Raw genomic sequence first — 26,636 nt, 5'->3', positions numbered from 1 at the left:
CTGAACGGCCGATCAACAGTCCGCCGGCCGACGGCTGAAGCGCTGCCGCCCGCCGGCCTGCAGGCCGTCGACCCAGGCTTCGCAGACCTGGATGCCCTGCTCGGGGCTGAAGGTGTTGGGGTTCAGCCCGGATTCCAGCCACAGGCCGTCGAGCATGGCGGACAGGGCGATGGCGGCGAGGTCGGCGTCGAAGTCGGCCCAGCCTTCCTCTTCGGCCAATTGGTTCAGCGCCTGGGCCAGCAGGGCGCGGTACTCGCCGTAGGAATGGTCGTGGGCACGATTGATCGCCTCGGCGGTCTTCACCGCGCCCCAGAACGCCAGCCAGGCATCGAGCAGCTGCGGGTCGAGCAGCTCGGCGCTGAACGAGGCGCGGAAGAACGCCGAGAGGCGTGCGCGAGGGTCCGGCGCGGCCTGGTCGATGGCCTCGCGCAGTAACTGCATGACGCGCCCGGTGACCGTCAGGTAGGCCTCGGCCACCAGCTCGTCCTTGCCCGCGTAGTGGTGGTTGATCAGCCCCACCGAGACCCCGGCCTCGGCGCAGATCTTGCGGATCGACGCGCCCTGGAAGCCGTGCTGCTTCAGGCACGCCAGGGTGGCCTCGATCAGCAGCGCCTTGCGCTGTTCGGGTTCCAGCCGGGAAAAGCGCACTGCCTGGTTCATCGCCTGCCGCTCCTGTGTCCGAGGCCGCCAATCTGAACGAATGTGCAACAGCATACCAGCCCCACCCACCCATTCGGGGAATGGCCCGGCGACGGCCGGCGGCGGACAGTGGCCACAGCCGACACGACCCTCGAAAACAACCACAGGTGGGAGTGACATGTACAAATCCTGCGCAGCGATCCTGGGCACGGCCCTGCTGCTGAGCCCCTTGCTCGGCCAGGCCGCGGACGCCGACGGCGGCAACACGCTGAGGCTGTACAACTGGACCGACTACATCGGCGAGCACACCATCGCCGACTTCGAAAAGGCCACCGGGATCAAGGTGGTCTACGACACCTTCGACTCCTACGAGACGGTGCAGGGCAAGCTGCTGCCCGGCCGCTCCGGCTACGACCTGGTGGTGCTCAACGCCGCGCTGGTGCCGCCGCTGCTCAAGGCCGGGGTGTTCCAGCCGCTGGACAAGAGCAGGCTGCCCAGCTGGAGCAACCTCGACGCCGAGGTGCTCAAGCACCTGGACCACTACGACCCCGGCGTGCAGTACTCGGCGCCCTACACCTGGGGCAGCAACGGCATCACCTACAACATCGAGAAGATCAGGCAGCGCATGCCCGACGCGCCCATCGGCTCGCTGGCGATGCTGTTCGATCCCAAGGTGGTGTCGAAATTCGCCGACTGCGGGGTGACCATCATCGACTCGCCCACCGACGTCATCCCGCTGGCCCTGGCCTACCTCAAGCGCGACCCGAACAGCGCCAACCCCGAGGACCTCAAGGCCGCCCAGGACCTGCTGCAGTCGATCCGCCCGTACATCCGCAAGTTCGACTCCACCAGCTACCTCAACGGCCTGGCCAACGGCGACCAGTGCATGGCCATGACCTGGTCCGGCGACTACGCCACCGCCCAGGCCCGCGCCGACGAGGCCGGGGCCAAGGTCAAGCTGGGCTACTTCGTGCCCAAGGAAGGCTCGCTGATCTGGTTCGACGACTTCTACATCCCGGCCGACGCGCCGCACGTGGCCAACGCCCACAAGTTCATCGAGTACATGCTGCAGCCGAAGGTGGCCGCCGACGTCAGCGACTACATCCGCTACGCCACCAGCAACGGCGCGGCCAAGCCGCTGCTGGCCGCCGAGGTGCGTGACGATCCGGCGATCTACCCGGATGCCGAGACGCGCTCGCGGCTGTTCACCCAGAAGGTCCAGGGGCCCAAGGCTACGCGGCTGATCACCCGGACGTGGAATGCGGTGAAGACGGGGACCTGAGTTTTCGTGACTGACTACTGACTGAAGAGCCCCCTCTCCCCAGCCCTCTCCCTGAAGGGAGAGGGGGCCGATAGTGCCGAGATGACCGATGGCGCCCTCCTGAAGCGCTCAGGCGATACCAGATCCGGCAAGGGAGAGGGAAACGGAATTAACGAGATGAAACCGCAATATCGAGGTACTGCCATGACCACCCCATCCGCCGCCTTCTTCGCCCAGTTCGATGACGAAAAGCTGGTCGCCGCCGACAAGGCCCACTACGTGCACGGCTACCACGTGTTCGACGACCACCGCGAGAACGGCGCGCTGAACATCGCCGCAGGCCAGGGCGCCTACATCTACGACACCAAGGGCAACCGCTACCTGGACGCCGTGGGCGGCATGTGGTGCACCAACATCGGCCTGGGCCGCGAGGAGATGGCCGAGGCCATAGCCGAGCAGGTGCGCCAGCTAGCCTACTCCAACCCCTTCTGCGACATGGCCAACGTCACCGCCATCCAGCTCTGCGAGAAGCTCGCCGAACTGGCCCCGGGCGACCTCGACCACGTGTTCCTCACCACCGGCGGCTCCACCGCCGTGGACACCGCCTACCGGCTGATCCAGTACTACCAGAACTGCCGCGGCAAGCACGCCAAGAAGCACATCATCAGCCGCGTCAACGCCTACCACGGCTCGACCTTCCTGACCATGTCGCTCGGCGGCAAGGTGGCCGACCACCCGGCCGAGTTCGACTTCCTCAAGGACTTCATCCACCACATCTCCTGCCCCAACCCCTACCGCGCGCCGGCAGGCATGACCGAGGGCGATTTCCTGGAATTCCTGGTCAAGGAGTTCGAGGACAAGATCCTGGAACTGGGCGCCGACAACGTGGCGGCCTTCTTCGCCGAGCCGATCATGGGCTCGGGCGGCGTGATCATCCCGCCCAAGGGCTACCACAAGCGCATGTGGGAGGTGTGCCGGAAGTACGACCTGCTCTACGTCGCCGACGAGGTGGTGACCTCCTTCGGCCGCCTGGGCGCCTTCTTCGCCTCCGAGGACGTGTTCGGCATGCAGCCGGACATCATCACCACCGCCAAGGGCCTGACCTCCGGCTACCTGCCGCTGGGCGCGTGCATCTTCTCCGAGCGCATCTGGAAGGTGATCGCCGAGCCGAACCAAGGCCGCTGCTTCAGCCACGGCTTCACCTACAGCGGGCACCCGGTGAGCTGCATCTCGGCGCTGAAGAACATCGAGATCATTCAGCGCGAGAACCTGCTGGAACACGTCAAGGACGTCGGCGCCTACCTGGAGCAGCGCCTGCAGGAGCTGGCCGAGCTGCCGCTGGTGGGCGACGTGCGCTGCCAGAAGCTGATGGCCTGCGTCGAGTTCGTCGCCGACAAGCGCAGCAAGACGCTGTTCCCCGAGGAGCTGAACATCGGCGAGAAGATCCACCTGCGGGCGCAGAAGCGCGGCCTGCTGGTGCGCCCGATCGTGCACCTGAACGTGATGTCGCCGCCGCTGACCATCACCCGCGAGCAGGTCGACGAGGTGGTCGACACCCTGCGCGAGGCGATTCTCGAAACCGCCGAGGACCTCAAGCGCAGCGGCGACTACGCGGGCCACTGATGCGCGGACGCGGCGCTTTGCACCTGGTCGGCGGCGGCCGTATGCTGCCGACCATGAGCACACCGGCCACCCCACTCGACACCCCACCCAACAGCCCGGCCCTGCATGCCTGGCATGCCTGGCATGCGGGGCTGGCGCGCGCCATGGCGGCGGTGGCCACGGCGGAATTCCCGGCGCGGCTGGTGGAGGCACTCGGCGCGCTGGTGCCCATCGAGTCCTCGCTGTTCGGCCTGGAGCGCAAGGGCCAGCCGCCGCGCCACCTGTTCCAGCACGGCATCCCCGCGCAATACCGCGAGCCGCTGACCGAGCGCTACTACGCCCGCGGCTACCTGCTCGACCCCTTCTGCCTGGCCATGGAAGGCGGCCTGGCCGAGGGCTTCTACCCGCTGGCGGAAATCGCCCCGGACGACTTCTTCGCCAGCGAGTACTACAAGACCTACTACCTCAAGTGCGGCTCGGTGGAAGACAGCCACTACATCGTCGACCTCGACGCCCAGCGCAAGCTTTCCCTGTGCGTGTACCAGGGCCGCAGCGGCGCGCGCTTCAGCGAGGAACAGACCGAACTGCTGCGCGCCGCGTTGCCGCTGGTGCGCGAGCTGTGCCGGCAGTTCGAGAGCCGCGGCGGCCTCGACCTGCTGCTGGCCGGCGGCGACGCCGGCGCGCAACCGGCGGCGGCGCTGAACCGGCACATCCGCGAAGCCTTCATGAACTTCGGCGGCGACTGCCTGACCGAGCGCGAGCGGGAAATCGCCCACCTGCTGCTGCGCGGCCACTCGGTGAAGTCCAGCGCACGCGTGCTGGACATCTCGCCGGAGACGGTGCGCATGCACCGCAAGCACCTCTACACCAAGCTGGAGATCAACTCCCAGGCGGAGCTGTTCTCGCTGTTCATCGACTGGCTGACCCGCGACGGGCCGGCCTGAAACGCCGCCATCGCGAACGGAGTCACCTGTAGGAGCGCGCCCTGCGCGCGATTCGCGGGCAGGGCCCGCTCCTACAATACGGATAGGCACGGCTTCTCGTAGGATGGTGTTGAGCGAAGCGATACCCATCAGCGCAACCGCATGGGTTTCGCAAGCTCAACCCATCCTACGAAGAGCACCTCGGCGCGGCTTGCAAGACAGTTGCTCCTAACATGGCAGGAAGAGCGCCGTCGTAGGTCAAACGGCGGATAACCGCGAACGGTTATCCGCCCTACGCCCTTGTGAGCCTCAAGCCTCCCCAGGCATGCTAGAGCATTCCCCCGCCCTCCCGAGGAAACCCCATGTTCCGACGCTGGCTCCCCGCCTTGCTGCTGGCCGCCGCCCTGCCGTTGCAGGCCGCCGAAACCCGGCCGAACTACGGTCCCGAACTGGAACGCTTCAACTACGCCTACCCGGTGGGACACTTCAGCTTCGCCTCCCAGGGCAAGCACGTGCACATGGCCTACATCGACGTGAAGCCGGCCAAGCCCAACGGCCGCGCGGTGGTGCTGCTGCACGGCAAGAACTTCTGCGCCGGCACCTGGGAGGCGAGCATCGCCGCCCTCAGCGCGGCCGGCTACCGGGTGGTGGCGCCGGACCAGATCGGCTTTTGCAAGTCGACCAAGCCGGAGCACTACCAGTACAGCTTCCAGCAACTGGCGAGCAACACCCACGCCCTGCTGGACAAGCTCAGGCTGCACAAGGTGACCATGCTCGGCCACTCCACCGGCGGCATGCTCGCCGCGCGCTACGCGCTGATGTACCCGCAGCAGGTCGAGCAGCTGGTGCTGGTCAACCCTATCGGCCTGGAGGACTGGAAGGCCCTGGGCGTGCCCTACCGCACCCCGGACCAGTGGTACGAGCGCGAGCTGAAGACCAGCGCGGAAAGCATCCGCAAGTACGAGCAGGCCACCTACTACGCCGGCCAGTGGAAGCCGGAGTACGACAAGTGGGTGAACATGCTCGCCGGCCTGTACAACGGCTCCGGCCACGAGCGCGTGGCGTGGAACTCGGCGCTGCAGTACGACATGATCTTCACCCAGCCGGTGGTCTACGAGTTCGGCCAGATCCAGGCGCCCACCCTGCTGATGATCGGCACCCAGGACAACACCGCGATCGGCAAGGACGTGGCCCCCGAGCCGCTGCGCGCCAAGCTGGGCAACTACGCCGAGCTGGGCAAGCGCACCGCCCAGGCCATCCCCCACGCCACCCTGGTGGAGTTCGACAAGCTCGGCCACGCGCCGCAGATCCAGGACCCGCAGGCCTTCCACGCGGCGCTGCTCAAGGGGCTGGCCGAGCTCAAGCATTGAGAATGGCTGCACCGATGGGCTCTTCGTAGGATGGGTTGAGCCTGCGAAACCCATGCGGCCGTGGCGATGGGTATCGCTTCGCTCAACCCATCCTACGAAGTGCAGGAGAAACTCCGCGCAAAACGAAAACGCCGGGCATCTGCCCGGCGTTTTCGTTGCCTCGGCCCCGTCAGCCCAGGTTCTTGCCCAGCAGCGCGTGGTACAGCTCGCTGTCGCCGAGCACGCCGACTACGCGGCTCTGCTCCTGCAGGACCAGCTTGTGGCCGGTCTGGTAGCGGATTTGCAGCGCGTCGCGCATGCGGATGCTGACGTCCACCAGGGTCGGCTCGTGCTTGAGCTTTTCCACCGGGTCGCCCGGGCGCCATTGCTGCAGGTCGATGATGTTGCTGCCCTGGCGCGCGGTCTTGATCTGGTTGGTCTCGGTGAGGCCGATCCAGCAGTCGCGGCCCTGGTCGAAGCACACCTCGCCGTCCTGCCGGCGGCACTGGTCCAGGCCGCGCATCAGGCTGGAGCCGCACAGCACGTTGAGCGGGTTGGTGTGGGCGACGAAGGTGCGCACGTAGTCGTCCGCCGGGTTCAGCACGATCTCCTCGGGCTTGCTGTGCTGGATGATGCGGCCGTCCTTCATGATGGCGATGCGCGAGCCGATCTTCAGCGCCTCGTCGAGGTCGTGGCTGACGAAGACGATGGTCTTGTGCAGCTGGCGTTGCAGCACCAGCAGTTCGTCCTGCAGTTGCTGGCGGATCAGCGGGTCCAGCGCCGAGAAGGGTTCGTCCATCAGCAGGATGTCGCCGTCCATGGCCAGCGCGCGGGCCAGGCCGACGCGCTGCTGCATGCCGCCGGAGAGTTCGTCCGGGCGTTTGTCGCGCCATTGCGACAGGCCCACCAGTTCGAGCTTCTCGTCGATCACCTTCTTGCGCTCGGCAGCCGGGCGGCCCTGCATCTCCAGGCCGAAGCCGATGTTCTCGGCCACGGTCAGCCAGGGCATCAGGGCGAACTTCTGGAACACCATGGCGATGCGCTTGGTGCGCATGGTCTTGAGCGTCGCCGGCGAGCAGTTGGCGACGTCCACCTGCTGGCCTTCGTGCTCGATCAGCAGCTTGCCGCGGCTGACCGTGTTGAGGCCGTTGATGCAGCGCAGCAGACTCGACTTGCCCGAGCCGGACAGGCCCATCATCACGCAGATCTCGCCGCGCTCGACGTCTAGGTTGGCGTCCTCCACGCCCAGCACCTGGCCGGTGCGCTTGAGGATTTCCTGGCGGCCCAGGCCTTCGTCGAGCAGGCGCAGGGCTTCCTTGGTGTTCTTGCCGAAGATCACATCGACGTTCTTGAATTCAATCGCAGCCATGGTTGCTTACCTCCCCCGCAGCGAGCGTTGCTTGCACACCCGGTCGAGCAGGATGGCGAGCAGGACGATGGCCAGGCCGGCCTCGAAGCCCAGGGAGATGTCCGCGGTGTTCAGCGCGTTCACCACCGGCTTGCCGAGGCCGTCGGCGCCTACCAGCGCGGAAATCACCACCATCGACAGCGACAGCATGATGCACTGGGTGATGCCGGCGCCGATGCTGGGCATGGCGTGCGGCAGTTCGATTCGGGTCAGCAGCTGCCAACGCGAGCAGCCGAAGGCCTTGCCGGCGTCCATCAGCTCCGCCGGCACGTCCTGGATGCCCAGGCAGGTCAGGCGGATGGGCGCGGCGATGGCGAAGATCACAGTGGAAATCAGGCCCGGCACCACACCCAGGCCGAACAGCGTCAGGGTGGGGATCAGGTAGACGAAGGTGGGCACCGTCTGCATCAGGTCCAGCAGCGGGCGCAGGGCGGTGTAGAACCAGGGCTTGTGCGCCGCGAGGATGCCCAGGGGCACGCCGATGGCGACGCACACCAGGGTGGCGAAGATGACCTGGGCCAGGGTCTCCATGGTTTCCTGCCAGTAGCCCAGGTTGAGGATCAATAGCAGCGAGGCCAGGGCGAACAGCGTCAGGCCGATGCTGCGCTGGATGAAGTGCACCAGGCCCACCATGATGGCGGTGAGCAGCAGCGGGTGGAACCACAGCAACCCGCCGGTGACACCGTGGATGAGGAACTCGAGGACATCCGAGATCTTGTCGAAGACCGCCGAACCATGGCGGGTGAGCCAGTCGACGAAGGCGGCGATGTGCTCACCGAGGGGGATCTTGTGTTCAGTCAGAAACATAGTGCGGGCCCATCAAGCAAGGTGGAAGCGACCGGCCAGGGTCACTTGGCGAAAGCGACCTTGGCCGCGGCGAGCGCCGGCTTGCCGTCACGCGTGGTGACGCCAGCCAGCCAGGCATCGAGCAGTTCCGGGTGATCCTTCAACCAGGCCTTGGCCGCGTCCTCGGGCTTCTTGCCCTCGTTGAGCACGGCGTCCATCAGTTTGTTTTCCATGTCCAGGGTGAAAGTGAGGTTGGTCAGCAGCTTGCCGACGTTCGGGCATTCCTGGACGTAGCCCTTGCGCACGTTGGTGTAGATGGTCGCGCCGCCGTAGTTGGGGCCGAACACGTCATCGCCACCCTGCAGGTACTGCATCTTGAAGCGGGTGTTCATCGGGTGCGGTTCCCAGCCGAGGAACACAATCCACTGGCTGCGGCGGTCGGCGCGGCCCACCTGCGAGAGCATGCCGGCCTCGCTGGACTCCACCAGCTTGAACTTGCCCAGGTCGAACTGGTTCTTGTCGATCATGCCCTGGACCAGGCGGTTGCCGTCGTTGCCCGGCTCGATGCCGTAGATCTTGCCGCCGAGCTTGTCGGAGAACTTGGCGATGTCGGCGAAGGTCTTCAGCCCGCCGTCGTAGGCCGCCTGGGTGACCGCCAGGGTGTACTTGGCGCCCTCCAGGTTGGCCCGCACGGTTTCCACCGAGCCGTTGTCGGCGTAGGGCTTGATGTCGTTGGCCATGCTCGGCATCCAGTTGCCGAGGAAGACGTCGAGGTCCTTGTTCGCCAGCGAGCGATAGGTCACCGGCACGGAAAGCATGTTCACCTTGGTGGTGTAGCCGAGCGACTCCAGCACCTGGCGAGTGGTCGCGGTGGTGACGGTGATGTCGGTCCAGCCGACGTCGGAGAAGCGAACCGTGCCGCACGACTCAGGTTCAGCGGCCTGAACCACCAGCGGCGTACTCAGGGACACAGCCAGTAGCAAAGACTTGCAACCTTTCATGAGCGTACTCCTCTACGGGATGGGGCGATCTGCGTGGGTTTCTAGGTGGGCCGCGCCGGGACGCGGGCCCTTTCTTCGTCGATTCGGAAACGATCATGGAACAGGAAAAATCCGCCGCATACCGGGTGCGTCGCAACCAGTGCAGGCGAAGTCGCAATCAGCACCAGGGGTGTCGCATCCAGTTCCACGGCCCTGTTCCGGCGTCCCGGCGGCGTCGCTCTCACTGCTGGGCGACGGCCTTGGACTGGGCCTGGGCGCGCGGCTGCACGCCCTTGAGCCAGGCGTCGCGCACCTGCGGGTTGGCCTGCAACCAGTCCTTGGCGGCCTGGCGCGGATTGCTCCGTTCGTTGAGCACCGCGTCCATCAGGCGGTTCTCCATGGCCAGGTCGAATTTCAGGTTGCGCAGCAGCTGCGCGACGTTCGGGCATTCATCAAGATAGCCGGCCCTGACGTTGGTGTAGACGGTGGCGCCGCCGTAGTTCGGACCGAAATAGGCATCGCCGCCTTCCAGGTAGCGCATCTGCAGGCGGGTGTTCATCGGGTGCGGTTCCCAGCCGAGGAACACGATCGGCTGCTTGAGGGCGCCGGCGCGGCGCACCGAGGCGAGCATGTCGGCCTCGCTGGACTCCACCAGCTGGAAGTCGCCCAGGCCGAAGGCCTTCTCGGCGATCATCTTGCGGATCAATTGGTTGCCGTCGTTGCCCGGCTCGATGCCGTAGATCTTGCCGCCCAGCTGCTCCTTGAACCTGGCGATGTCGGCGAAGCTCTTCAGGCCGGCGTCGTAGGCGTACTGGGGAACGGCGAGGGTGTACTTGGCGCCCTCCAGGTTGGCGCGCACCGTCTGCACCTGGCCGTTGTCGGCGTAGGGCTTGATGTCCGCGGCCATGCTCGGCATCCAGTTGCCGAGGAAGACGTCGATGCGCTTCTCGGCCATGGCCTTGTAGGTATCGGGGACGGAGAGACGCTCGACCTTGGTGCGGTAGCCCTGTTCACTGAGCACCAGGCGGGTGACGGCGGTGGTGACGGTGATGTCGGTCCAGCCGACATCGGCGAAACGGACCAGCGAGCAGGACTGTGGTTCGGCGGCCTGGGCCAGGCCTGAGCAAAGAACGGGTAACGCCAACAGCGACAACAGAAAACACTTCATGAGGTCAGCCTCTAGCAATTACGGGGAGGGGTCAAGCGCAGGTCCGAAGGCGAAACCCTAGCCGTTCGTCGACCGTTCATCATGAAACACCCCGAAATATGGGGCTGTCGACTGATTGATGTTGTCTATCGACCAAGTCTCAAATTCGTAATTATTTGTCGCATTAGCGACATCGCCTGGCACGATTCTTCCCGTGTCGCACGCCGCGGCGCTTTTGGATAAGGCCAAGTCGGTGCCGGACGCCGGCCCCGCCGGCCGAGGGCCGATGATGCCCCGCATCAGGAGTGCCCGCGGGCGCTCCGCATCACGCCCAGTTCCTGCGGAGGCCGGCATGGCTATCAGTGTGTTCGACCTGTTCAAGATCGGTATTGGCCCTTCCAGCTCGCATACCGTCGGCCCCATGCGCGCCGCCGCCCTGTTCGTCGGCGCCCTGCGCGAGCGCCAGCTGCTGCCCCGCGTCAGCCGCGTCGAAGTGAAGCTCTACGGCTCGCTCTCCGCCACCGGCGTCGGCCACGGCACCGACCGCGCCGTGATCATGGGCCTGATGGGCGAATGGCCCGACCGCATCGATCCCAGCCAGATCGCCCCGCGCATGGCCGACCTGCTCGGCAGCGGCGAACTGCTGCTGGCCGGCGAGCGGCGCATTGCCTTCGACTGGGTGCGCGACATGCGCCTGCTGGAGGAGAACCTGCCCTACCACCCCAACGCCATGAGCCTGGTCGCCTACGAGGGTGACGCCGAGCTGTACGCCGACACCTATTACTCCATCGGCGGCGGCTTCGTCGTCGATGCCGAGCAGGCCGCCACCGGCTCCCTCGACCAGGACGCCACCCGCCTGCCCTACGACTTCAACAGCGCCGCCGAGCTGCTGCAGCTGTGCCGCCGCCACAACCTGCGCGTGTCCCAGCTGATGCTCGCCAATGAGCGCATGTGGCGCAGCGACACCGACACCCGCGACGGCCTGATGCGCATCTGGCACGCCATGCAGGACTGCGTGAACAACGGCCTCAAGGCCGAGGGCATCCTCCCCGGCGGCCTCAACGTGCAGCGTCGCGCCGCCCGCCTGCACCGCAACCTGCTGGAGATCGGCAAGCCCAACGTCATCGGCTCCACCCTCAGCGCCATGGAATGGGTCAACCTCTACGCCCTGGCGGTCAACGAGGAGAACGCCGCCGGCGGGCGCATGGTCACCGCGCCCACCAACGGCGCGGCCGGCATCGTCCCGGCGGTGCTGCACTACTACATGCGCTTCAACCCCGACGCCAGCGAGCAGGACGTGGTGGATTTCTTCCTCGCCGCCGCCGCGGTGGGCATCCTGTGCAAGAAGAACGCCTCCATCTCCGGCGCCGAAGTCGGCTGCCAGGGCGAGGTCGGCTCGGCCTGCGCCATGGCCGCCGCCGGCCTGGCCGAAGTGCTCGGCGCCAGCCCCGAGCAGGTCGAGAACGCCGCCGAGATCGGCCTGGAGCACAACCTGGGCCTGACCTGCGACCCGGTCGGCGGCCTGGTCCAGGTGCCCTGCATCGAGCGCAACGCCATCGCCGCGGTGAAGGCCATCAACGCCGCGCAGATGGCCCTGCGCGGCGACGGCCAGCACTTCATCAGCCTCGACCAGGCCATCCGCACCATGCGCGACACCGGCGCCGACATGCACGACAAGTACAAGGAAACCTCCCGCGGCGGCCTGGCCGTCAGCATCATCGAGTGCTGACCCCCTTTTGCTCACTCCGCGCGCCCGGCGCCACATTTTGGCGCAGCGTCGCGCCGTTATCGGGCAGGTCTGACAAGCGTTACTTTCGGAAAATGCTGGCACTCGGCAGCCACGGGCCGAGTGCTACCAAATGCCCCAGAGGCCACGCCCCATAGGCGTTTGCGACATGTCAGGGGTCGCATCCAAGCTCCCAAAAGCGCCGTTCCCAGGCGCTTTTCTTTTTTTATTGAACGCCCAATCAACATAGGCACGGCATTTGCCTTGCTCTTGGAAGCGGTGGTGACCTGCGGGTCACCCAGGCAGAAAACAAGCATAAGAAAGCCCCTCAGGGGCAACCGTGACTAGCGTGAGGAGATCGAGCATCATGAATGCTTTCAACCCCGGAGTTCCCCCGCAAAACCGAGCTCCGCAGTCCATCGGCTTCCTGCTGCTGGACAACTTCACCCTGATCTCCCTGGCCTCGGCGGTGGAACCGCTGCGCATGGCCAACCAGCTCTCCGGCAGGGAGCTGTACCGCTGGCACACCCTCACCCTCGACGGCCGCCAGGTGTGGGCCAGCGACGGCCTGCAGATCACCCCCGACGCCAGCACCGACGGCGCCCCGCCGATGGATTCGCTGATCGTGGTCGGCGGCGTGGGCATCCAGCGCAGCGTCACCCGCGAGCACGTGAGCTTCCTGCAGACCCAGGCGCGCCTGGGCCGCCGCCTCGGCGCGGTGTGCACCGGCAGCTGGGCGCTGGCCCGCGCCGGCCTGCTCGACGGCTACGACTGCAGCGTGCACTGGGAATGCCTGGCGGCGATGCAGGAGGCCTTCCCGCGGGTGGCCATGAGCACCCGCCTGTTCTCCATCGACCGCAACCGCTACACCTCCTCCGGCGGCACCGCGCCGATGGACATGATGCTGCACCTGATCGGCCGCGAGCACGGCCGCGAACTGTCGGCGGCGATCTCCGAGATGTTCATCTACGAGCGCATCCGCAACGAGCAGGACCACCAGCGCGTGCCGCTCAAGCACATGCTCGGCACCAACCAGCCGAAGCTGCAGGAAATAGTCGCGCTGATGGAAGCCAACCTGGAAGAGCCGATCGACCTCGACGAGCTGGCGGTCTACGTCAACGTCTCGCGGCGCCAGCTGGAGCGGCTGTTCCAGAAGTACCTGCACTGCTCGCCGTCGCGCTACTACCTGAAGCTGCGCCTGATCCGCGCGCGCCAGCTGCTCAAGCAGACCTCGATGTCGATCATCGAGGTGGCCTCGGTGTGCGGCTTCGTCTCCACCCCGCACTTCTCCAAGTGCTACCGCGAATACTTCGGCATCCCGCCACGCGACGAACGCCAGGGCCAGCCGATCGGCCAGCCGGTGATGGTCATGCCGATACCCCAGGACCTGGCGCTGATGCCGCACTCCTCGGCGATCTCGGCGCTGAGCCAGGCACAGGGGGAGTCGACCTTTGCCAGTGTGAGGGTTTGAGGTTTTTTTGCGGTGGGGTGATTGCGATGGGGGTTCACCTGTCGCTTTGGTACCTGGGATTGGCTCCGCCCCTCTCCCTAACCCTCTCCCTGAAGGGAGAGGGGACCGTTGGGCAGAAACGGTTGTTCTGGCGTTAGCCGACAACTCCGCAGGTATCAGGACGAAACCATACCTTCTCTCGGCACGGACTAGCCCCCTCTCCCTTCAGGGAGAGGGCTGGGGAGAGGGTGCGGAGGTGACCTGAAATACCCATGCCACCGGCGAGCACCGTTCGCGAGCAAGCTCGCTCCTACAGAAACCCCGTCAGCTCAACCACTCGCCACAGCACTCGCCACGCACTTGTCCCGCCCGCTGCGCTTGGCTTCCAGCAGCGCCGCATCGGCCCGGCTGAGTGTCTGCGAGTAGCTCTCGCCCAGGCGGTATTCGGCCACGCCGAAGCTGGCGGTCACCGACAGCGCCTCGGTGCCCACGCGCACGGCCAGCGAGCGGATGTCCTGGCGTACCCGGTCGATCACCTGGTCGGCGTCGGCCATGGCGGTTTCCGGCAGCAGCAGGAGGAACTCCTCGCCGCCCCAGCGCCCGCACAGGTCGTACTGGCGCAGCGCGGCCTGCATGGTGCAGCCGATCTCCACCAGCACGCGGTCGCCCACCTCGTGGCCCCAGGTGTCGTTGACCTGCTTGAAGTGATCGATGTCGAGGATCACCAGCACGTAGGGCTTGCCGCTGCGCTGGGCGCGCTCGCTTTCCTCGCGCAGGCGCTCCATCAGCAGGCGGCGGTTGCCGATGCCGGTCAGCGGGTCGTGGGTGGAGGCCTCGCGCAGCGCCACGTTGAGGTCGCGCATCATGTTCTGGTAGCGGTCGGAGATGCGCGCCACCTTCTCCAGCTGGCGCAACTGCTTGTGGTAGCGCTCGGACAGCGTCGAGTTCTGCGCCCGCGCCATCGACTGGAAACCGTCGGAAATCCGCGCGATGCGCTCCAGGCGCGCGAGCTGGTCGAGGGACTGCTGGTGCTTGAGGAACAGCGCCTCGCGCAGCGGATGGTCGAAATACTGCGGGTCGGCCAGCAGCTCCTCGATCAACAGGTCCAGCTCGCGTTCGCTGTTCATGGCATCACTCGTCGTAGGGCTGTATGACGAACGGGAAGCTACAGTCTTCGCGGAATTCCTCGGCCAGTTCGGCGACGCGCTCGTTGCGGCGGTCGTAGTGCCAGCTCACCTGGGTCTGTCGACCGTTGCGGTGGGCTTCCTCGAGCAGGTCGAAGATATCCATCATCGCCTTGATCGAACTGGTATTGAGGTATAGCAGACGCAGGTCCAGTGCCAGCGGGCGCTGCTCCCCGGCGAGGAAGCGTTCCACCCATTCGATCACCTGGCCGAAGAGTTCGTAGGAGTTCTCGGGATAGGAGTCGCCCTGCATGGCCAGGACGCCGGCTTCCCAGTCACCGTGGATCGACGGGGTGGACTGGGTGCCGCTGATGTGAAGGTCACTCATACCTTTGTATTCCTGAAACGCGTGGTCAGATCACGGCGCGCAGACTGAAGAACGCGCGCCCATCGGGTTGTTCGGTAAGGGAGGTCTGCAAGGGCATGCTGGACTTGCGGGCGATGTCCAGCAGGCCCAGGCCGGCGCCGCTGCTGACCCCGGAATCGCGCGGGCGGCGCAGCTGCTCCTTGTAGGCCGCCTTGAGCTGGGCCTTGTCGAGCCCGGCGATGGCCTCGATGTTGCGCACCAGCTCGCGGCCGTCCGCCAGCTCCACCAGGTTGCCGGCGGACACCACGTAGTGGCCGTCGTCGTCGCGGGCGATGGCCACGGTGGCCGAGGCGTCCTGGTCGCCGTAGCCGCGCTGGGTGGCGTAGTGGCGGATGTTCTGGGTCATCTCGATGTAGACCGCGAAGACGTCCATGGCCTCGCTGGGGTGCGCCTGCTCGGCCTGCATGTAGTTGCGCAGGGCGTGGCCGATCTCTTCGATCAGGCTGCGCGAGATCGGGCCGTTGAAGCACAGCAGGATGCGTTGTCGGGTGTAGCTTTCACGCATGGCCAACAGGTCTAGTGTCTCCATGGCGTACTCCTACTCGAATCGGAAGGACAGGATGGTGATGTCGTCGCGTTGCGGCCGTTCGCCCTGATAGTCCGCCAGGGTAGCGGCAAACACCCGCGCCTGCTCGGCCAATGGCAGACGTGAATGACGGCGCAGCAGTTCGGCGAAGCGGCTGTTGCCGAAACCGAAGCCGTGCTCGCCGCCGGCCTGGTCGAGGAAGCCGTCGGTGCACAGGTAGAAGGTCCAGCCCGGCTCCAGCGGCAGCTGGATATTCTCGTACTCTCCCTGGCGCTTGTCGCCGATGGCGCGACGGCCGCCCTTGTATTCGCGAACCTCGTCACCATTGCTGGCGAACAGCGAGATCTTCGCCCCGGAGAAGTGCAGCAGCCGGCGGCCGTGGTCGACGCGCACGAAACCGGCATCCATGTTGGTGGCCAGGGCCTGGGTCACCCGCTCCTGGCCGATCATGCCGCGCATCACCTGGTCTGTCTCGCGCAGGATCGACGCAGGGTCGTGGCTCTGCACGCTGTCGATGGCGTGGTCGATGGCGGCCAGCGCCAGCATGGTCATGAGCGCGCCGGGCACGCCGTGGCCGGCGCAGTCGACCACGCCGATCAGGCTGTCCTCGCTGCCTTCGCGGTAAATGTAGAAGTCGCCGCCGACCACGTCGCGCGGCTTCCACAGCACGAAATGGTGCTGGCCGAGGGACGACTGCAGCTGGCGGTCGGGCAGGATGGCGCGCTGGATCAGGCTGGCGTAGTCGATGGAATCGCCGATCTTCTTCTGCGCCGCGGCCATCTCGCGGTTGGCCTGCTCCAGGGCCTGGGTGCGCTGGCGTACCTTGTCCTCCAGGTCCTCGGTGTGCCGGCGGACCTGGTTGGCCATGCTGGCGAAGGCGTCGGACAGCTCGCCGATCTCGTCGCCGCGGGACTTGGGCAGCGGGTTGTCGTACTGCCCGGCGGCGATCGCCTTGGCCGACTGGCGCAGGCCGCGCAGCGGCTTGAGCAGCAGCAGCTCGACGGTGTAGGCGAAGCCGATCAGCAGCAGCGCCAGCAGGCCCAGCAGGGTGCCCGCCAGCGGCCAGATCCAGCGGCTGTCGAGCACCTGCGCGGCGTGCAGGTCGACGGCGCTGAGCACGTGCCAGCGCAGCTCGGGAATGTACGCGGTGGCCAGCAGCTGCCGTTTGCCGTCGAGGGTGGCCCAGAAGGTGCGCACCTCGCCCGGGTGCGCCTGGGCGTCGTCCAGCACCTGGCGCAGGCCCTTGCGTTCCTCGTCGCTGGCCAGCAGGTCGAAGACCCGGTGGCCGGCGTTCTCGGCGGTGCCGGCGCCGGAGCTCAGGGCAATCAGCTTGCGGTCCGGGTGCGCCTGGATGGCGCCGTCGGCGTCGACGATCATCGGCGTCACCCCGGGCTCGCGGCGCGAGATGAACTGGTCGAGGAAGGCGGTCAGGTCCAGCCCGCCGCCGGCCAGGCCGACCTTGTGGTTGCCGGCGATGACCTGGACGTTGAACCAGACCTTGGTGGCGCGCAGCTTGGCGTCGTAGTTGACGTTGATGTTGTAGGGGCTGTCGCTGGCCATGGTCGCGAAGTACCAGGCGTCCTGCGGGTCGTCGCGGCTGAGGGTGTAGCGCGGGGCGTTGGACAGCGGCGAGGTGGAGTCGTTGAAGTAGTAGTGCAGCGAGGAGTCGACAATGACGAAGTAGGAATACTCGCCCTGGTCGCCGCGGTAACCGTCGGCCTCACGGAAGAAGCGCGTGCGCCGCTCGGAACTGCTCTCGTCCAGCAGCCAGTCCTGGGTCACCACCGACTCGGCCAGGCGCCGCGACAGCGACAGCTCGCGGATCACCGGGGCGAGGATCTTCTGCTGGTTGAGCAGGGTGAAGTTCTTCGCATAGGCCAGGCCGAAGTGCGTACGGATGTCCTCCATCGCCTTCCAGCCGAGCAGCACCGCGGGAACCAACGCCAGAACGCAGGCCAGTAACAGCGCTACCACCGATTTGCCGCGCAATCCCCATCGTGCCGCCATGGCTGTCCCCAGAAATCCCGTTCGCCGAGTCAGTGTCGTTCTTTTGGCGAAAGCGCAATTGTGCAGGCGAGCCTTTCCCCAGGCAATGCAAATTAATGGCTATTTGCCATATTTTTGACGTCATCCGACTGACTCATTCTAGACGCGATTTCCCCCGCCGCCACGGCGCCCCGTTGCAGCACGGGGAGGCGGTCCTCCCGGGGTCTTGCGCCTCAGCCGGCGGCGAAGGCTGCGTGCAGTTCGCCCAGGTTGGCGAAGTAGTGCGCCGGGCTTTCGGCCAGCAGCTCCTCGCGGCTGCCGAAGCCGTAGCCGACGCCGGCGGCGCTCAGGCCGTTGCGGTGCGCGCCGATCAGGTCGTGCTTGCGGTCGCCGATCATCAGCGTCTGCGCCGGGTCCAGGCCTTCGAGGCGCAGCAGGTGCTCGATCAGCTCCACTTTGTTGGTGCGAGTGCCGTCCAGCTCGCTGCCGTAGATCACCTTGAAATGCCGGGCGAAGTCGAAATGCCGGGCGATCTCGGCGGCGAACACGGTGGGCTTGCTGGTGGCGATGAACAGCGTGCGGCCCTGGCCGCCAAGCAGCGCCAGCAACTCGCCGACGCCGTCGAACACCCGGTTCTCGTACAACCCGGTGTCCTTGAAGCGCATCCGGTAATGGTTCACCGCCTCCCAGGCCCGCGCCTCGTCGAAGCCATAGGTGCTCATGAAGCACTGCAGCAGCGGCGGGCCGATGAAGTGCTCGAGCCGGCGCAGGTCCGACTCGTCGATGCCCAGCTGCGCCAGGGCATACTGGATCGAACGGGTGATGCCCTCGCGCGGGTCGGTGAGGGTGCCGTCGAGGTCGAAGAGGATGTTCTGGTAGTGCATGGGCGAAGCTGCGGCAGGAAGAATCGAACCGGAAGCATACAACTGGCCTTCGCACCGACCAAACGCCCATGCAGTGACTTCCTGCCCTTTTTCTGGAGCCTCTTGCGAGTCCCATGAAAATCAATGAGTTGGAGAGGCCCCTGGAAAAAGGGTTATGCGTGTGGATAGGGTGCTTTCTCGTGGGAAGTCAGGGGGTTGAGGAGTAACATCTCTACTTCACTGCCGTGTAGGCAGCTAAGAAAAGGAACGCCAGGGATCCGTCGGTGAGCAGCACCTTCACTGCCGTGTAGGCAGCTAAGAAAAGACGCTGGGTCTGCTCGGGCATTTCCAGCAGCTTCACTGCCGTGTAGGCAGCTAAGAAAAGCGAGGCGCAGTAGGCCCGGTTGATCTCGTGCTTCACTGCCGTGTAGGCAGCTAAAAAGCACCGGACACTCGGAAGAGCATTCCTGCTCGTCTCATTGCCGTACAAACAGACCGGTGCCCAATCGTCTCCGCGCGGCCTATTGCCTCATTCGGCATAGCCCTCGGCAATATGCTGATCCTTCAGCTTCACGTAGTTACCCGCGGTATAGGCGAAGAAGGACCTTTCCTTGTCGCTCAGCGGCCGGGCCTTCTTCGCCGGGCTGCCGACGTAGAGGAAGCCGCTTTCCAGCACCTTGCCCGGCGGCACCAGGCTGCCGGCGCCGAGGATGACTTCGTCTTCTATCACCGCGCCGTCCATGACGATGCAGCCCATGCCCACCAGCACGCGGTTGCCGACGCTGCAGCCGTGCAGCAGGACCTTGTGGCCGACGGTCACTTCGTCGCCGATGGTCAGCGGGAAGCCGTCGGGGTTGTAGGGGCCGGCGTGGGTGATGTGCAGCACGCTGCCGTCCTGGATGCTGGTCCGGCTGCCGATGCGGATGCGGTGCATGTCGCCGCGGATGGTCACCTGCGGCCACACCGAGCTGTCGGCGCCGATCTCGATGTCGCCGATGAGCACGGCGCTGGGGTCGACGAAGACGCGTTCGCCGAGTTGCGGCGTTTTACCCTGATACGAACGTATGGCCACGATAGTTTTCCTTCAGGCTGCGGATGCCGTCGATTGTATTTAAGATGGCCGGGTGTTTCCTCAGCCAAGGTTGCCACCGTGAGCGCGAATCCCCTTCTGCAGTCCTACGACCTGCCGCCCTTCTCCGCCATCCGCCCCGAGCATGTGAAGCCGGCCATCGAGCAGATCCTCGCCGACAACCGCGCGGCCATCGCGCGCATCCTCGCCGAACAGGGCGCCAACCCCAGCTGGGACGGCCTGGTGCTGGCCATGGACGAACTGCATGCGCGCCTGGGCGCGGCCTGGAGCCCGGTGAGCCACCTCAACGCCGTGTGCAACAGCGCCGAACTGCGCGAGGCCTATGAAGGCTGCCTGCCGCTGCTCTCGGCCTACTGGACCGAGCTGGGCCAGAACCGCGAGCTGTTCAAGGCCTACGAGGCCCTGGCCGCCAGCCCCGCCGCGGCGAACTTCGACGTGGCGCAGAAGACCATCCTGGAACATGCCCTGCGCGATTTCCGCCTGTCGGGCATCGACCTGCCGGCCGAGCAGCAGAAGCGCTACGCGGAAATCCAGGCGCGCCTGTCCGAGCTGGGCAGCCGCTTCTCCAACCAGTTGCTGGACGCCACCCAGGCCTGGACCAAGCACGTCACCGACGAGGCGGCGCTGGCCGGCCTGACCGACTCGGCCAAGGCGCAGATGCAGCAGGCCGCGCAGGCCAAGGGCCTGGACGGCTGGCTGATCAGCCTGGAGTTCCCCAGCTATTTCGCGGTGATGACCTACGCCGACGACCGCGCCCTGCGCGAAGAGGTCTACGCCGCCTACTGCACCCGCGCCTCCGACCAGGGCCCCAACGCAGGGCAGAACGACAACGGCCCGGTGATGCAGGAAATCCTCGACCTGCGCCAGGAGCTGGCGCGCCTGCTGGGCTACGCCAACTTCTCGGCGCTGTCGCTGGCGACCAAGATGGCCGAATCCCCGGAGCAGGTGCTGCACTTCCTGCGTGACCTCGCGGTGCGCAGCAAGCCCTACGCCCAGCAGGACCTCGACCAGCTCAAGGCCTACGCCGCCGAACAGGGCTGCGCGCAGCTGCAGAGCTGGGACTCCGGCTACTACGGCGAGAAGCTGCGCGAGGCGCGCTACAGCGTGTCGCAGGAAGCGCTGCGCGCGTACTTCCCGGTGGACAAGGTGCTGTCCGGCCTGTTCGCCATCGTGCAGAAGCTCTACGGCATCCAGATCCGCGAGCTGCATGACTTCGAGCGCTGGCACCCGGACGTGCGCCTGTTCGAGATCGAGGAGAACGGCCAGCACGTCGGGCGCTTCTACTTCGACCTCTATGCCCGCGCCAACAAGCGCGGCGGCGCCTGGATGGACGGCGCCCGCGACCGCCGCCGCGACGCCGCCGGCCAGCTGATCGCCCCGGTCGCCTACCTGGTGTGCAACTTCACCCCGGCGGTGAACGGCAAGCCGGCGCTGCTCACCCACGACGAAGTGACCACGCTGTTCCACGAATTCGGCCATGGCCTGCACCACCTGCTGACCCGCGTCGAGCACGCCGGCGCCTCGGGCATCAACGGCGTGGCCTGGGACGCGGTGGAGCTGCCCAGCCAGTTCATGGAGAACTGGTGCTGGGAGCCCGAGGGCCTGGCGCTGATCTCCGGCCACTACGAGAGCGGCGCGCCGCTGCCCCAGGACATCCTGGAGAAGATGCTGGCGGCGAAGAACTTCCAGTCCGGCCTGATGATGGTGCGCCAGCTGGAGTTCTCGCTGTTCGACTTCGAGCTGCACACCAGCCACGGCGACGGCCGCAGCGTGCTCGACGTGCTCAACGGCGTGCGCGACGAAGTGGCGGTGATGCGCCCGCCAGCGTACAACCGCTTCGCCAACAGCTTTGCGCACATCTTCGCCGGCGGCTACGCGGCCGGTTACTACAGCTACAAGTGGGCGGAAGTGCTGTCGGCAGACGCCTTCTCGCGCTTCGAGGAAGAGGGCGTGTTCAACCCGCAGACCGGCGCGGCCTTCCGCGAGGCCATCCTGGCCAAGGGCGGCTCCCAGGAGCCGATGGCGCTGTTCGTCGCCTTCCGCGGCCGCGAGCCGTCGATCGACGCGCTGCTGCGCCATTCCGGCCTGACCGGGGAGGCTGCGTGATGGCCGAGGTGAAGAAGCGCTTCATCGCCGGCGCGGTATGCCCGGCCTGCAGCGAGCAGGACAAGATCCTGATGTGGGACGAGGACGGCGTGCCGCACCGCGAGTGCGTGGCCTGCGGTTACGCCGACACGCTGAATGCCCAGGGGCAGTCGGTGCCGAAGGAGTTGGCTACGCGGGTCAATGCCAGCGCTTTGAAGAAGCCGGCTGATCCGAAGGTGCAGGGGGTGCAGTTTTTCCCTAATCCGAAGCTGAAGAAGAAGGATTGAGGTTGCTGGGGGCTATCGGTGCTGGGGTTTTAAGAGCGCCCTCTCCCTAACCCTCTCCCTGAAGGGAGAGGGGACCGTTCGGCAGAAACGGTTGCTCTGGCGTTAGCCGACAGCTCCGGTGGTTTCCAGCTGGAACCATACCTTCTCTCGGCACGGACTAGCCCCCTCTCCCTTCAGGGCGGGGCGCGCAGCCGAGGGCTGGGGAGAGGGATCGGAGTCAACCCGACACGCCAGAGCCACCGGCAAAGCCGGTTCGCGAGCAATCTCGCTCCTACCCCTCTCTCCCCCTCCTCACCAACCACTCCTCCAGCGCCGCCGCCGGTAAGGGCCGCGAGAACAGGTAGCCCTGGGCCACCGGGTAGCCCTGCTGGCGCAACAGCTCCAGTTGCGCCTCGTCCTCCACCCCTTCGGCGACCACCATCAGCTCCAGGCTGCGGCCGATGTTCATCACCGCGTCGGTCAGCGCCTGCGCCGCCGCGCCGGCGTTCAGCTCGGCGACGAAGCTGCGGTCGAGCTTCAGTTCGCTGATCGGTAGCCGGTGCAGGTAGCCGAGGCTGGAGTAGCCGGTGCCGAAGTCGTCCATCGACAGCCGCACGCCCAGGCCATGCACGGCGCGGAGGATGTCGAGGGTCGCCGGGTGGTTGTCCAGCAGCATGCCTTCGGTGATTTCCACCACCAGGTCGGTGCCGGCCAGGCCGTTGCGCTGCAGCAGGTCCTGCAGGCGGACCGGCAGGTCGGGATCGCGGAAGTCGGCGGGGGACAGGTTGACCGCCACCGCCGGGATGTGGATGCCGCGCCGGCGCCAGTCGGCCAGTTGCCGACAGGCCTCGCGCAGCACCCACTGGCTGAGTTCGCCGATGATGCCGCACTCCTCGGCCAGGGGGATGAAGCGGTTCGGCGCCACCGCGCCGAGTTGCGGGTGGCGCCAGCGGGCCAGGGCTTCCACCGCGTGCACGCGGCCGTCGTCCAGGCGCACCTGGGGCTGGTAGTGCAGGCTCAGCGCCTGGCGCTGCACGGCCTCGCGCAGCGCGCTTTCCAGGGCCAGGCGTTCCTGGGCGCGCTGGTTCATTTCTTCGCTGAAGAAGCGGTAGCTGCCACGCCCGCCGTTCTTCGCCTGGTACATGGCGATGTCGGCGCGGTGCAGCAGCGTCTCCATGTCCCGGCCGTTGCTGGGGAACAGGCTGATACCGATGCTCGCCAGGGTGATCAGGCTGACGCCGCCCACCCGGTGCGCCAGGGCCAGGCGGGCGAGGATGCGCTCGGCGATCTGCGAGGCGAGCAGGCCGCCGCAGTACGGCAGCACCACCACGAACTCGTCGCCCGACAGGCGCCCCACCAGGCCCTGCTCGCGCACCACCTCCTGCAGGCGCGCCGCCACCAGGCGCAGCAGCTCGTCGCCGGCCGGGTGGCCGAGGGAATCGTTGATCTGCTTGAAACGGTCCAGGTCGATGAACAGCACCGCCATTTCCGCCTCGTCGTTCTCGATGCGCGTCATCGCCTGCTCGGCCTCGGCCAGCAGCAGGCTGCGGTTGGGCAGGCCGGTGAGGGTGTCGTAGAAGGCCAGTTGGCGGATGTGCGCGCGGGCTTCCTCGCGCTCCAGGGCCAGGGCGCACAGCGGCAGGCTGACGTCCACCAGGCGCAGGTGCAACTCGTCCGGGCCGCGGCACTGCTCGTAGTAGAAGGCGAAGGTGCCGATGACGCGGCCCTCGCTGTTCTTGATCGGGCTCGACCAGCAGGCCTTCAGGCCCAGGGGGAGCGCCAGCTGGCGGTAGTCGTCCCACAACGGGTCGCTGGCGATGTCGCTGACCATCACCGCCTTGCCCCGGTAGGCCGCGGTGCCGCAGCTGCCGGCGTGGGGGCCCATGCGCGCGCCCTCGATGGACTGCGAGAAGGCCTCCGGCAGGCTCGGCGCAGCCAGCGGGTGCATGCGCCCCTGGGCGTCCACGCGCAGGATCGAGGCCTTGACCTCCGGGGCGATGCGCTCCACCTCGCGGCACACCAGGTCCATCACGTCCACCAGCGGGCGCTCGCGCACCAGGGCGTCGAGCACCTTGTTCTGCAGCACTTCGTGCAGCTTGGTGTGGGTGATGTCGGTGAGCAGCATCACCGAGTTCACCGGCTGGCCGCGGGCGTCGAGGATGGGGTTGGCCACCACCGAGCACCACAGCGGCCGGCCGATCAGGTCGCGCACCAGCTCTTCGCTGCGGAACAGCCCGGCGCCGGCCTGGCGCCAGCGCCGCACGCTGGCCTGGGGCACCTGCAGCAGCTCCGAGGGGTAGCGCCCCTGGGCCTGCTCGGCGTTCCAGCCGAACATGCGGCTGAAGCCGGCATTGACGTAGAGGATGCGCCCCTCGCGGCCGGTGACGATGACTGCGTTGTCGGTCTCGTTGGCGGCCAGCGACAGCACGTCCATCTGCTCGCGCTGGCGGCGCTGCAGGGTGCAGTCCTTGACGAAGGCGGCGAGCAGGCGCTTGCCGTCGAACTCGATGTGCGAGATCGACATCGAGCCCCACAGCCGGCTGCCGTCGCGGCAGCGCATCGGCACCTCGCTACGGCTGCCGACTATGCCCTCGGTGTCCAGGCTGGCGTCCAGGCGCGGACGCACCTCCCGGGGCAGCAGCAGGCCGACGTCCTGGCCCAGCACCGCCTCGCGGGAATAGCCCCACAGGCGCTCCGCGGCGGCGTTGAACAGCAGCACGCGGTTGTGCTCGTCCAGCACCACCACGCCATCGATGGCCTGTTCGAGAATCTGCGCGAAGACATCCGGGAGCTGGTCGTAGGGCATTGCTGGCATCCATCTCGGAAACGCACTTGGGCTTTCTTCCTGCATGACAGTGCCCTCGGGTGGCCCACCAGGAAAGCGTAGTGGTTGAAAGACCGGCACGGATAATAGCCATTTGACATATCGCCTGGGGCGCCTATCTCGGAAACATTGGAGAACCGCAGCGCCGCCCGGCGGACTAGGCTATTAGGCATTTGCAGGAAGGAGCCGCCAGTGCCCCCTCGCCCCGCCCCCGACACCACAGTCCCCGACAGGGAGCACAACGGACGTGCTTGACCGTTACCACCTGCTCCAGTCCCTGCGCGCCACGCGCGTCTCGCGCATGCCGGTGAACCCGGTGCTGCAGGAAGTGGCCACGCCCACCGGGCAAGTGCTGTTCTTCCTCCTGCTCGGCGGCGGCCTGGTCTACACCTTCGGCAACCTGGCCCTGGACATCCTCGCCCAGGGCGGCCAGCTGCGCCCCAGCGGCACCCTGCTGGTGCTGGCCCTGGCGCTGCTGATCGCCCTGGGCTTCGAGTTCATCAACGGCTTCCACGACACCGCCAACGCGGTGGCCACGGTGATCTACACCAACGCCCTGCCGCCGCAGCTGGCGGTGGGCTGGTCGGGGTTATGGAACCTGCTCGGCGTGCTCTTCTCCAGCGGCGCGGTGGCCTTCGGCATCGTCACCCTGCTGCCGCTGGACCTGCTGCTGCGGGTGGACAGCGCCGCCGGCCTGGCGATGATCTTCGCCCTGCTCGGCGCCTCCATCCTGTGGAACCTGGGCACCTGGTGGCTGGGCCTGCCGGTGTCGTCGTCGCACACCCTGATCGGCTCCATCGTCGGCGTGAGCCTGGCCCACGGCGTGCTGAGCGGCGAACTGGGCATCGACGGCAGCGCCTGGGAGCAGTTGCAGAAGGTCGGCTACGCCCTGCTGCTGTCGCCGCTGCTGGGCTTCCTCGGCGCCGGCCTGCTACTGCTGGGCATGCGCGCGGTGGCGCGGCGCAAGACGCTGTTCAGCGCGCCCCAGGGGCGCCAGCCGCCGCCGCTGGGCATCCGCGCGCTGCTGGTGCTGACCTGCACCGGGGTGTCCTTCGCCCATGGCTCCAACGACGGGCAGAAGGGCATCGGCCTGATCATGCTGATCCTCGCCGCGCTGATGCCGCTGAGCTTCGCCGTCGACCGCGGCCAGGCGCCGGCCCAGGTGCAGCAACTGCGCGAACTGGCGCACCGGGCCGAACTGCAGCTGCGCCGGCTGGCCCCGGAAGACATCCCCACGGCCCCGCGCCGGGTGCTGCTGGACTACCAGAGCGAGCAGCGCCTGACCCCCGAGGTGCTGCCGGCGCTGGCCGCGCAACTGCACAACATAGGCGCGCGCCTGCGCGGCCACGACGACCTGAGCGGGCTGCCCGACGACGAGGTGCTGGCGCTGCACAACGAGCTGTATCTGAGCGTGGAGACCATCCGCCAGCTCGACCGCACCGAGCAGGTCTTCGACGTCGACACCTGGAGCACCCTGCAGGCCCTGCGCGACCGCAGCCTGGACACCGTCCAGTTCATCCCGCCGTGGGTCAAGGTGGCGGTGGCCCTGGCCCTCGGCCTGGGCACCCTGGTGGGCTGGCGGCGCATCGTCACCACCGTCGGCGAGGGCATCGGCAAGCAGCCGCTGACCTACGCCCAGGGCGCCAGCGCGCAGCTCACCGCGATGCTCACCATAGGCGCGGCGGACATCTACGGCCTGCCGGTGTCCACCACCCAGGTACTGTCCTCCGGCGTCGCCGGGACCATGACCGCCAACGGCAGCGGTCTGCAATGGCAGACCATCCGCAACATGCTGCTGGCCTGGGTGCTGACGCTGCCGGCGGCGATCTGCCTGGCGGCGCTGCTGTACTGGTCGTTGCGGGCGTTGATCTGAGGTCGGCGATGGCATGAGCGCCGGCCCTGCCGGCGGCATCGCGGATGAATCCGCTCCTGCGGGATGCGGGAGAAACACCCTCGTAGGATGGGTTGAGCGAAGCGATACCCATCACCATTCGTAGGGCGCACAACCGTTCGCGGTTGTACGCCGTTGCCCAACCCGATGTCGGGTTCGGAGCGCCTTGAGGCGGGGCTTCGGGTTTGGCTCCGCAGGGGGCCTGGGGCCATGGTCAAACGGCGGATAACCGCGAACGGTTATTCGCCCTACGCCCAGCCATCCATCGGCAGGGGCTGTCATT

General features: G+C 66.8%; 22 protein-coding genes. 9 read left to right on the top strand and 13 right to left on the bottom strand.

Going from position 1 to position 26,636, the window contains the following annotated elements; translation table 11 throughout:
• Nucleotides 1-12: 12 nt before the first annotated feature.
• Nucleotides 13-660, bottom strand: a complete 648-nt coding sequence (locus tag PcP3B5_RS01055) for a TetR family transcriptional regulator C-terminal domain-containing protein (protein ID WP_009614807.1) — start codon at nt 658-660, stop codon at nt 13-15.
• A 157-nt stretch (nt 661-817) separates the two neighbouring features.
• On the opposite strand from PcP3B5_RS01055, the gene PcP3B5_RS01050 reads away from it, so the two are divergent.
• The 4 genes from PcP3B5_RS01050 to PcP3B5_RS01035 all read left to right on the top strand — a co-directional run bounded on the left by PcP3B5_RS01050 (nt 818) and on the right by PcP3B5_RS01035 (nt 5,795).
• Nucleotides 818-1,921 carry a polyamine ABC transporter substrate-binding protein gene (locus PcP3B5_RS01050; RefSeq protein WP_061560348.1) on the top strand — a complete coding sequence of 368 codons (1,104 nt, stop codon included), beginning with the start codon at nt 818-820 and terminating at the stop codon, nt 1,919-1,921.
• Nucleotides 1,922-2,104: 183 nt separating this feature from the next.
• Complete coding sequence (locus PcP3B5_RS01045; protein WP_058073059.1) at nt 2,105-3,523, top strand: aminotransferase; 1,419 nt, start codon at nt 2,105-2,107, stop codon at nt 3,521-3,523.
• Nucleotides 3,524-3,576: 53 nt separating this feature from the next.
• Nucleotides 3,577-4,446 (top strand): helix-turn-helix transcriptional regulator, encoded by an 870-nt coding sequence (locus tag PcP3B5_RS01040; protein WP_061563183.1) that lies wholly within the window; start codon nt 3,577-3,579, stop codon nt 4,444-4,446.
• Between the two features lie 341 nt (nt 4,447-4,787).
• The gene (locus PcP3B5_RS01035; RefSeq protein ID WP_043269875.1) at nt 4,788-5,795 is read left to right on the top strand and encodes an alpha/beta fold hydrolase; all 1,008 of its coding nucleotides are present in this window, start codon (nt 4,788-4,790) and stop codon (nt 5,793-5,795) included.
• A 169-nt stretch (nt 5,796-5,964) separates the two neighbouring features.
• On the opposite strand, the gene choV is transcribed toward PcP3B5_RS01035, so the two are convergent.
• The 4 genes from choV to PcP3B5_RS01015 form a co-directional block, all read right to left on the bottom strand.
• Nucleotides 5,965-7,143 (bottom strand): choline ABC transporter ATP-binding protein, encoded by a 1,179-nt coding sequence (gene choV, locus PcP3B5_RS01030; protein ID WP_009614797.1) that lies wholly within the window; start codon nt 7,141-7,143, stop codon nt 5,965-5,967.
• A 6-nt stretch (nt 7,144-7,149) separates the two neighbouring features.
• A complete protein-coding gene (choW, locus tag PcP3B5_RS01025; RefSeq protein ID WP_009614795.1) occupies nt 7,150-7,989 on the bottom strand; it encodes a choline ABC transporter permease subunit in 840 nt (279 codons plus the stop codon).
• Nucleotides 7,990-8,030: 41 nt separating this feature from the next.
• The gene (locus PcP3B5_RS01020; protein ID WP_061560347.1) at nt 8,031-8,969 is read right to left on the bottom strand and encodes a choline ABC transporter substrate-binding protein; all 939 of its coding nucleotides are present in this window, start codon (nt 8,967-8,969) and stop codon (nt 8,031-8,033) included.
• Between the two features lie 220 nt (nt 8,970-9,189).
• Nucleotides 9,190-10,065: a choline ABC transporter substrate-binding protein gene (locus PcP3B5_RS01015; protein ID WP_372241070.1), complete on the bottom strand. Its 876-nt coding sequence runs from the start codon at nt 10,063-10,065 to the stop codon at nt 9,190-9,192.
• A gap of 382 nt (nt 10,066-10,447) precedes the next feature.
• On the opposite strand from PcP3B5_RS01015, the gene PcP3B5_RS01010 reads away from it, so the two are divergent.
• Both PcP3B5_RS01010 and gbdR read left to right on the top strand, forming a co-directional pair.
• The gene (locus PcP3B5_RS01010; protein WP_061560346.1) at nt 10,448-11,824 is read left to right on the top strand and encodes an L-serine ammonia-lyase; all 1,377 of its coding nucleotides are present in this window, start codon (nt 10,448-10,450) and stop codon (nt 11,822-11,824) included.
• Nucleotides 11,825-12,188: 364 nt separating this feature from the next.
• Nucleotides 12,189-13,292: a choline metabolism transcriptional regulator GbdR gene (gene gbdR, locus PcP3B5_RS01005; RefSeq protein WP_009614790.1), complete on the top strand. Its 1,104-nt coding sequence runs from the start codon at nt 12,189-12,191 to the stop codon at nt 13,290-13,292.
• A 308-nt stretch (nt 13,293-13,600) separates the two neighbouring features.
• Here the strand turns inward: gbdR and siaD are convergent, their stop codons facing one another.
• The 7 genes from siaD to PcP3B5_RS00975 form a co-directional block, all read right to left on the bottom strand.
• Nucleotides 13,601-14,398, bottom strand: coding sequence for a biofilm regulation diguanylate cyclase SiaD (gene siaD, locus PcP3B5_RS01000; protein ID WP_061560345.1), 798 nt, complete (start codon nt 14,396-14,398; stop codon nt 13,601-13,603).
• A gap of 4 nt (nt 14,399-14,402) precedes the next feature.
• A complete protein-coding gene (gene siaC / locus PcP3B5_RS00995) occupies nt 14,403-14,783 on the bottom strand; it encodes a biofilm regulation phosphoprotein SiaC (RefSeq protein ID WP_009614788.1) in 381 nt (126 codons plus the stop codon).
• 25 nt (nt 14,784-14,808) lie between these two features.
• Complete coding sequence (siaB, locus tag PcP3B5_RS00990) at nt 14,809-15,351, bottom strand: biofilm regulation protein kinase SiaB (protein ID WP_009614787.1); 543 nt, start codon at nt 15,349-15,351, stop codon at nt 14,809-14,811.
• A 9-nt stretch (nt 15,352-15,360) separates the two neighbouring features.
• Nucleotides 15,361-17,355, bottom strand: coding sequence for a biofilm regulation protein phosphatase SiaA (gene siaA, locus PcP3B5_RS00985; RefSeq protein WP_061560344.1), 1,995 nt, complete (start codon nt 17,353-17,355; stop codon nt 15,361-15,363).
• A gap of 212 nt (nt 17,356-17,567) precedes the next feature.
• Nucleotides 17,568-18,218: an HAD family hydrolase gene (locus PcP3B5_RS00980; RefSeq protein WP_061560343.1), complete on the bottom strand. Its 651-nt coding sequence runs from the start codon at nt 18,216-18,218 to the stop codon at nt 17,568-17,570.
• Nucleotides 18,219-18,429: 211 nt separating this feature from the next.
• Nucleotides 18,430-18,618: a hypothetical protein gene (locus PcP3B5_RS32480; RefSeq protein WP_420820151.1), complete on the bottom strand. Its 189-nt coding sequence runs from the start codon at nt 18,616-18,618 to the stop codon at nt 18,430-18,432.
• Nucleotides 18,619-18,726: 108 nt separating this feature from the next.
• Entirely contained in the window at nt 18,727-19,269 is a 543-nt protein-coding gene (locus PcP3B5_RS00975) for a gamma carbonic anhydrase family protein (protein WP_061560342.1), read from the bottom strand.
• Between the two features lie 78 nt (nt 19,270-19,347).
• On the opposite strand from PcP3B5_RS00975, the gene prlC reads away from it, so the two are divergent.
• Both prlC and PcP3B5_RS00965 read left to right on the top strand, forming a co-directional pair.
• Complete coding sequence (gene prlC, locus PcP3B5_RS00970; protein ID WP_061560341.1) at nt 19,348-21,393, top strand: oligopeptidase A; 2,046 nt, start codon at nt 19,348-19,350, stop codon at nt 21,391-21,393.
• The gene (locus PcP3B5_RS00965) at nt 21,393-21,659 is read left to right on the top strand and encodes a YheV family putative zinc ribbon protein (RefSeq protein WP_043269901.1); all 267 of its coding nucleotides are present in this window, start codon (nt 21,393-21,395) and stop codon (nt 21,657-21,659) included. The genes prlC and PcP3B5_RS00965 overlap by 1 nt, the downstream gene beginning before the upstream one ends.
• A 271-nt stretch (nt 21,660-21,930) precedes the next feature.
• On the opposite strand, the gene PcP3B5_RS00960 is transcribed toward PcP3B5_RS00965, so the two are convergent.
• On the bottom strand, nt 21,931-24,444 hold the full coding sequence (locus PcP3B5_RS00960; RefSeq protein WP_061560340.1) for an EAL domain-containing protein: 2,514 nt from the start codon (nt 24,442-24,444) through the stop codon (nt 21,931-21,933).
• Between the two features lie 319 nt (nt 24,445-24,763).
• Here PcP3B5_RS00960 and PcP3B5_RS00955 point away from each other — a divergent pair, with 319 nt between their 5' ends.
• The gene (locus PcP3B5_RS00955) at nt 24,764-26,335 is read left to right on the top strand and encodes an inorganic phosphate transporter (protein ID WP_052267911.1); all 1,572 of its coding nucleotides are present in this window, start codon (nt 24,764-24,766) and stop codon (nt 26,333-26,335) included.
• The last annotated feature ends 301 nt before the right edge of the window (nt 26,336-26,636 follow it).

Source organism: Pseudomonas citronellolis (assembly GCF_001586155.1).
Lineage (GTDB): Bacteria > Pseudomonadota > Gammaproteobacteria > Pseudomonadales > Pseudomonadaceae > Pseudomonas > Pseudomonas citronellolis.
Note: the sequence above shows the minus strand (reverse complement) of the source record. Positions and strands in the feature narration are given on the sequence as shown.

What these genes read in the sequence shown, in the direction of transcription:
- PcP3B5_RS01055 (WP_009614807.1), bottom strand. Translation starts at nt 660, where the DNA reads ATGAACCAGGCAGTGCGCTTTTCCCGGCTGGAACCCGAACAGCGCAAG.
- PcP3B5_RS01050 (WP_061560348.1), top strand. Translation starts at nt 818, where the DNA reads ATGTACAAATCCTGCGCAGCGATCCTGGGCACGGCCCTGCTGCTGAGC.
- PcP3B5_RS01045 (WP_058073059.1), top strand. Translation starts at nt 2,105, where the DNA reads ATGACCACCCCATCCGCCGCCTTCTTCGCCCAGTTCGATGACGAAAAG.
- PcP3B5_RS01040 (WP_061563183.1), top strand. Translation starts at nt 3,577, where the DNA reads ATGAGCACACCGGCCACCCCACTCGACACCCCACCCAACAGCCCGGCC.
- PcP3B5_RS01035 (WP_043269875.1), top strand. Translation starts at nt 4,788, where the DNA reads ATGTTCCGACGCTGGCTCCCCGCCTTGCTGCTGGCCGCCGCCCTGCCG.
- choV (WP_009614797.1), bottom strand. Translation starts at nt 7,143, where the DNA reads ATGGCTGCGATTGAATTCAAGAACGTCGATGTGATCTTCGGCAAGAAC.
- choW (WP_009614795.1), bottom strand. Translation starts at nt 7,989, where the DNA reads ATGTTTCTGACTGAACACAAGATCCCCCTCGGTGAGCACATCGCCGCC.
- PcP3B5_RS01020 (WP_061560347.1), bottom strand. Translation starts at nt 8,969, where the DNA reads ATGAAAGGTTGCAAGTCTTTGCTACTGGCTGTGTCCCTGAGTACGCCG.
- PcP3B5_RS01010 (WP_061560346.1), top strand. Translation starts at nt 10,448, where the DNA reads ATGGCTATCAGTGTGTTCGACCTGTTCAAGATCGGTATTGGCCCTTCC.
- gbdR (WP_009614790.1), top strand. Translation starts at nt 12,189, where the DNA reads ATGAATGCTTTCAACCCCGGAGTTCCCCCGCAAAACCGAGCTCCGCAG.
- siaD (WP_061560345.1), bottom strand. Translation starts at nt 14,398, where the DNA reads ATGAACAGCGAACGCGAGCTGGACCTGTTGATCGAGGAGCTGCTGGCC.
- siaC (WP_009614788.1), bottom strand. Translation starts at nt 14,783, where the DNA reads ATGAGTGACCTTCACATCAGCGGCACCCAGTCCACCCCGTCGATCCAC.
- siaB (WP_009614787.1), bottom strand. Translation starts at nt 15,351, where the DNA reads ATGGAGACACTAGACCTGTTGGCCATGCGTGAAAGCTACACCCGACAA.
- siaA (WP_061560344.1), bottom strand. Translation starts at nt 17,355, where the DNA reads ATGGCGGCACGATGGGGATTGCGCGGCAAATCGGTGGTAGCGCTGTTA.
- PcP3B5_RS00980 (WP_061560343.1), bottom strand. Translation starts at nt 18,218, where the DNA reads ATGCACTACCAGAACATCCTCTTCGACCTCGACGGCACCCTCACCGAC.
- PcP3B5_RS00965 (WP_043269901.1), top strand. Translation starts at nt 21,393, where the DNA reads ATGGCCGAGGTGAAGAAGCGCTTCATCGCCGGCGCGGTATGCCCGGCC.
- PcP3B5_RS00960 (WP_061560340.1), bottom strand. Translation starts at nt 24,444, where the DNA reads ATGCCCTACGACCAGCTCCCGGATGTCTTCGCGCAGATTCTCGAACAG.
- PcP3B5_RS00955 (WP_052267911.1), top strand. Translation starts at nt 24,764, where the DNA reads ATGCCGGTGAACCCGGTGCTGCAGGAAGTGGCCACGCCCACCGGGCAA.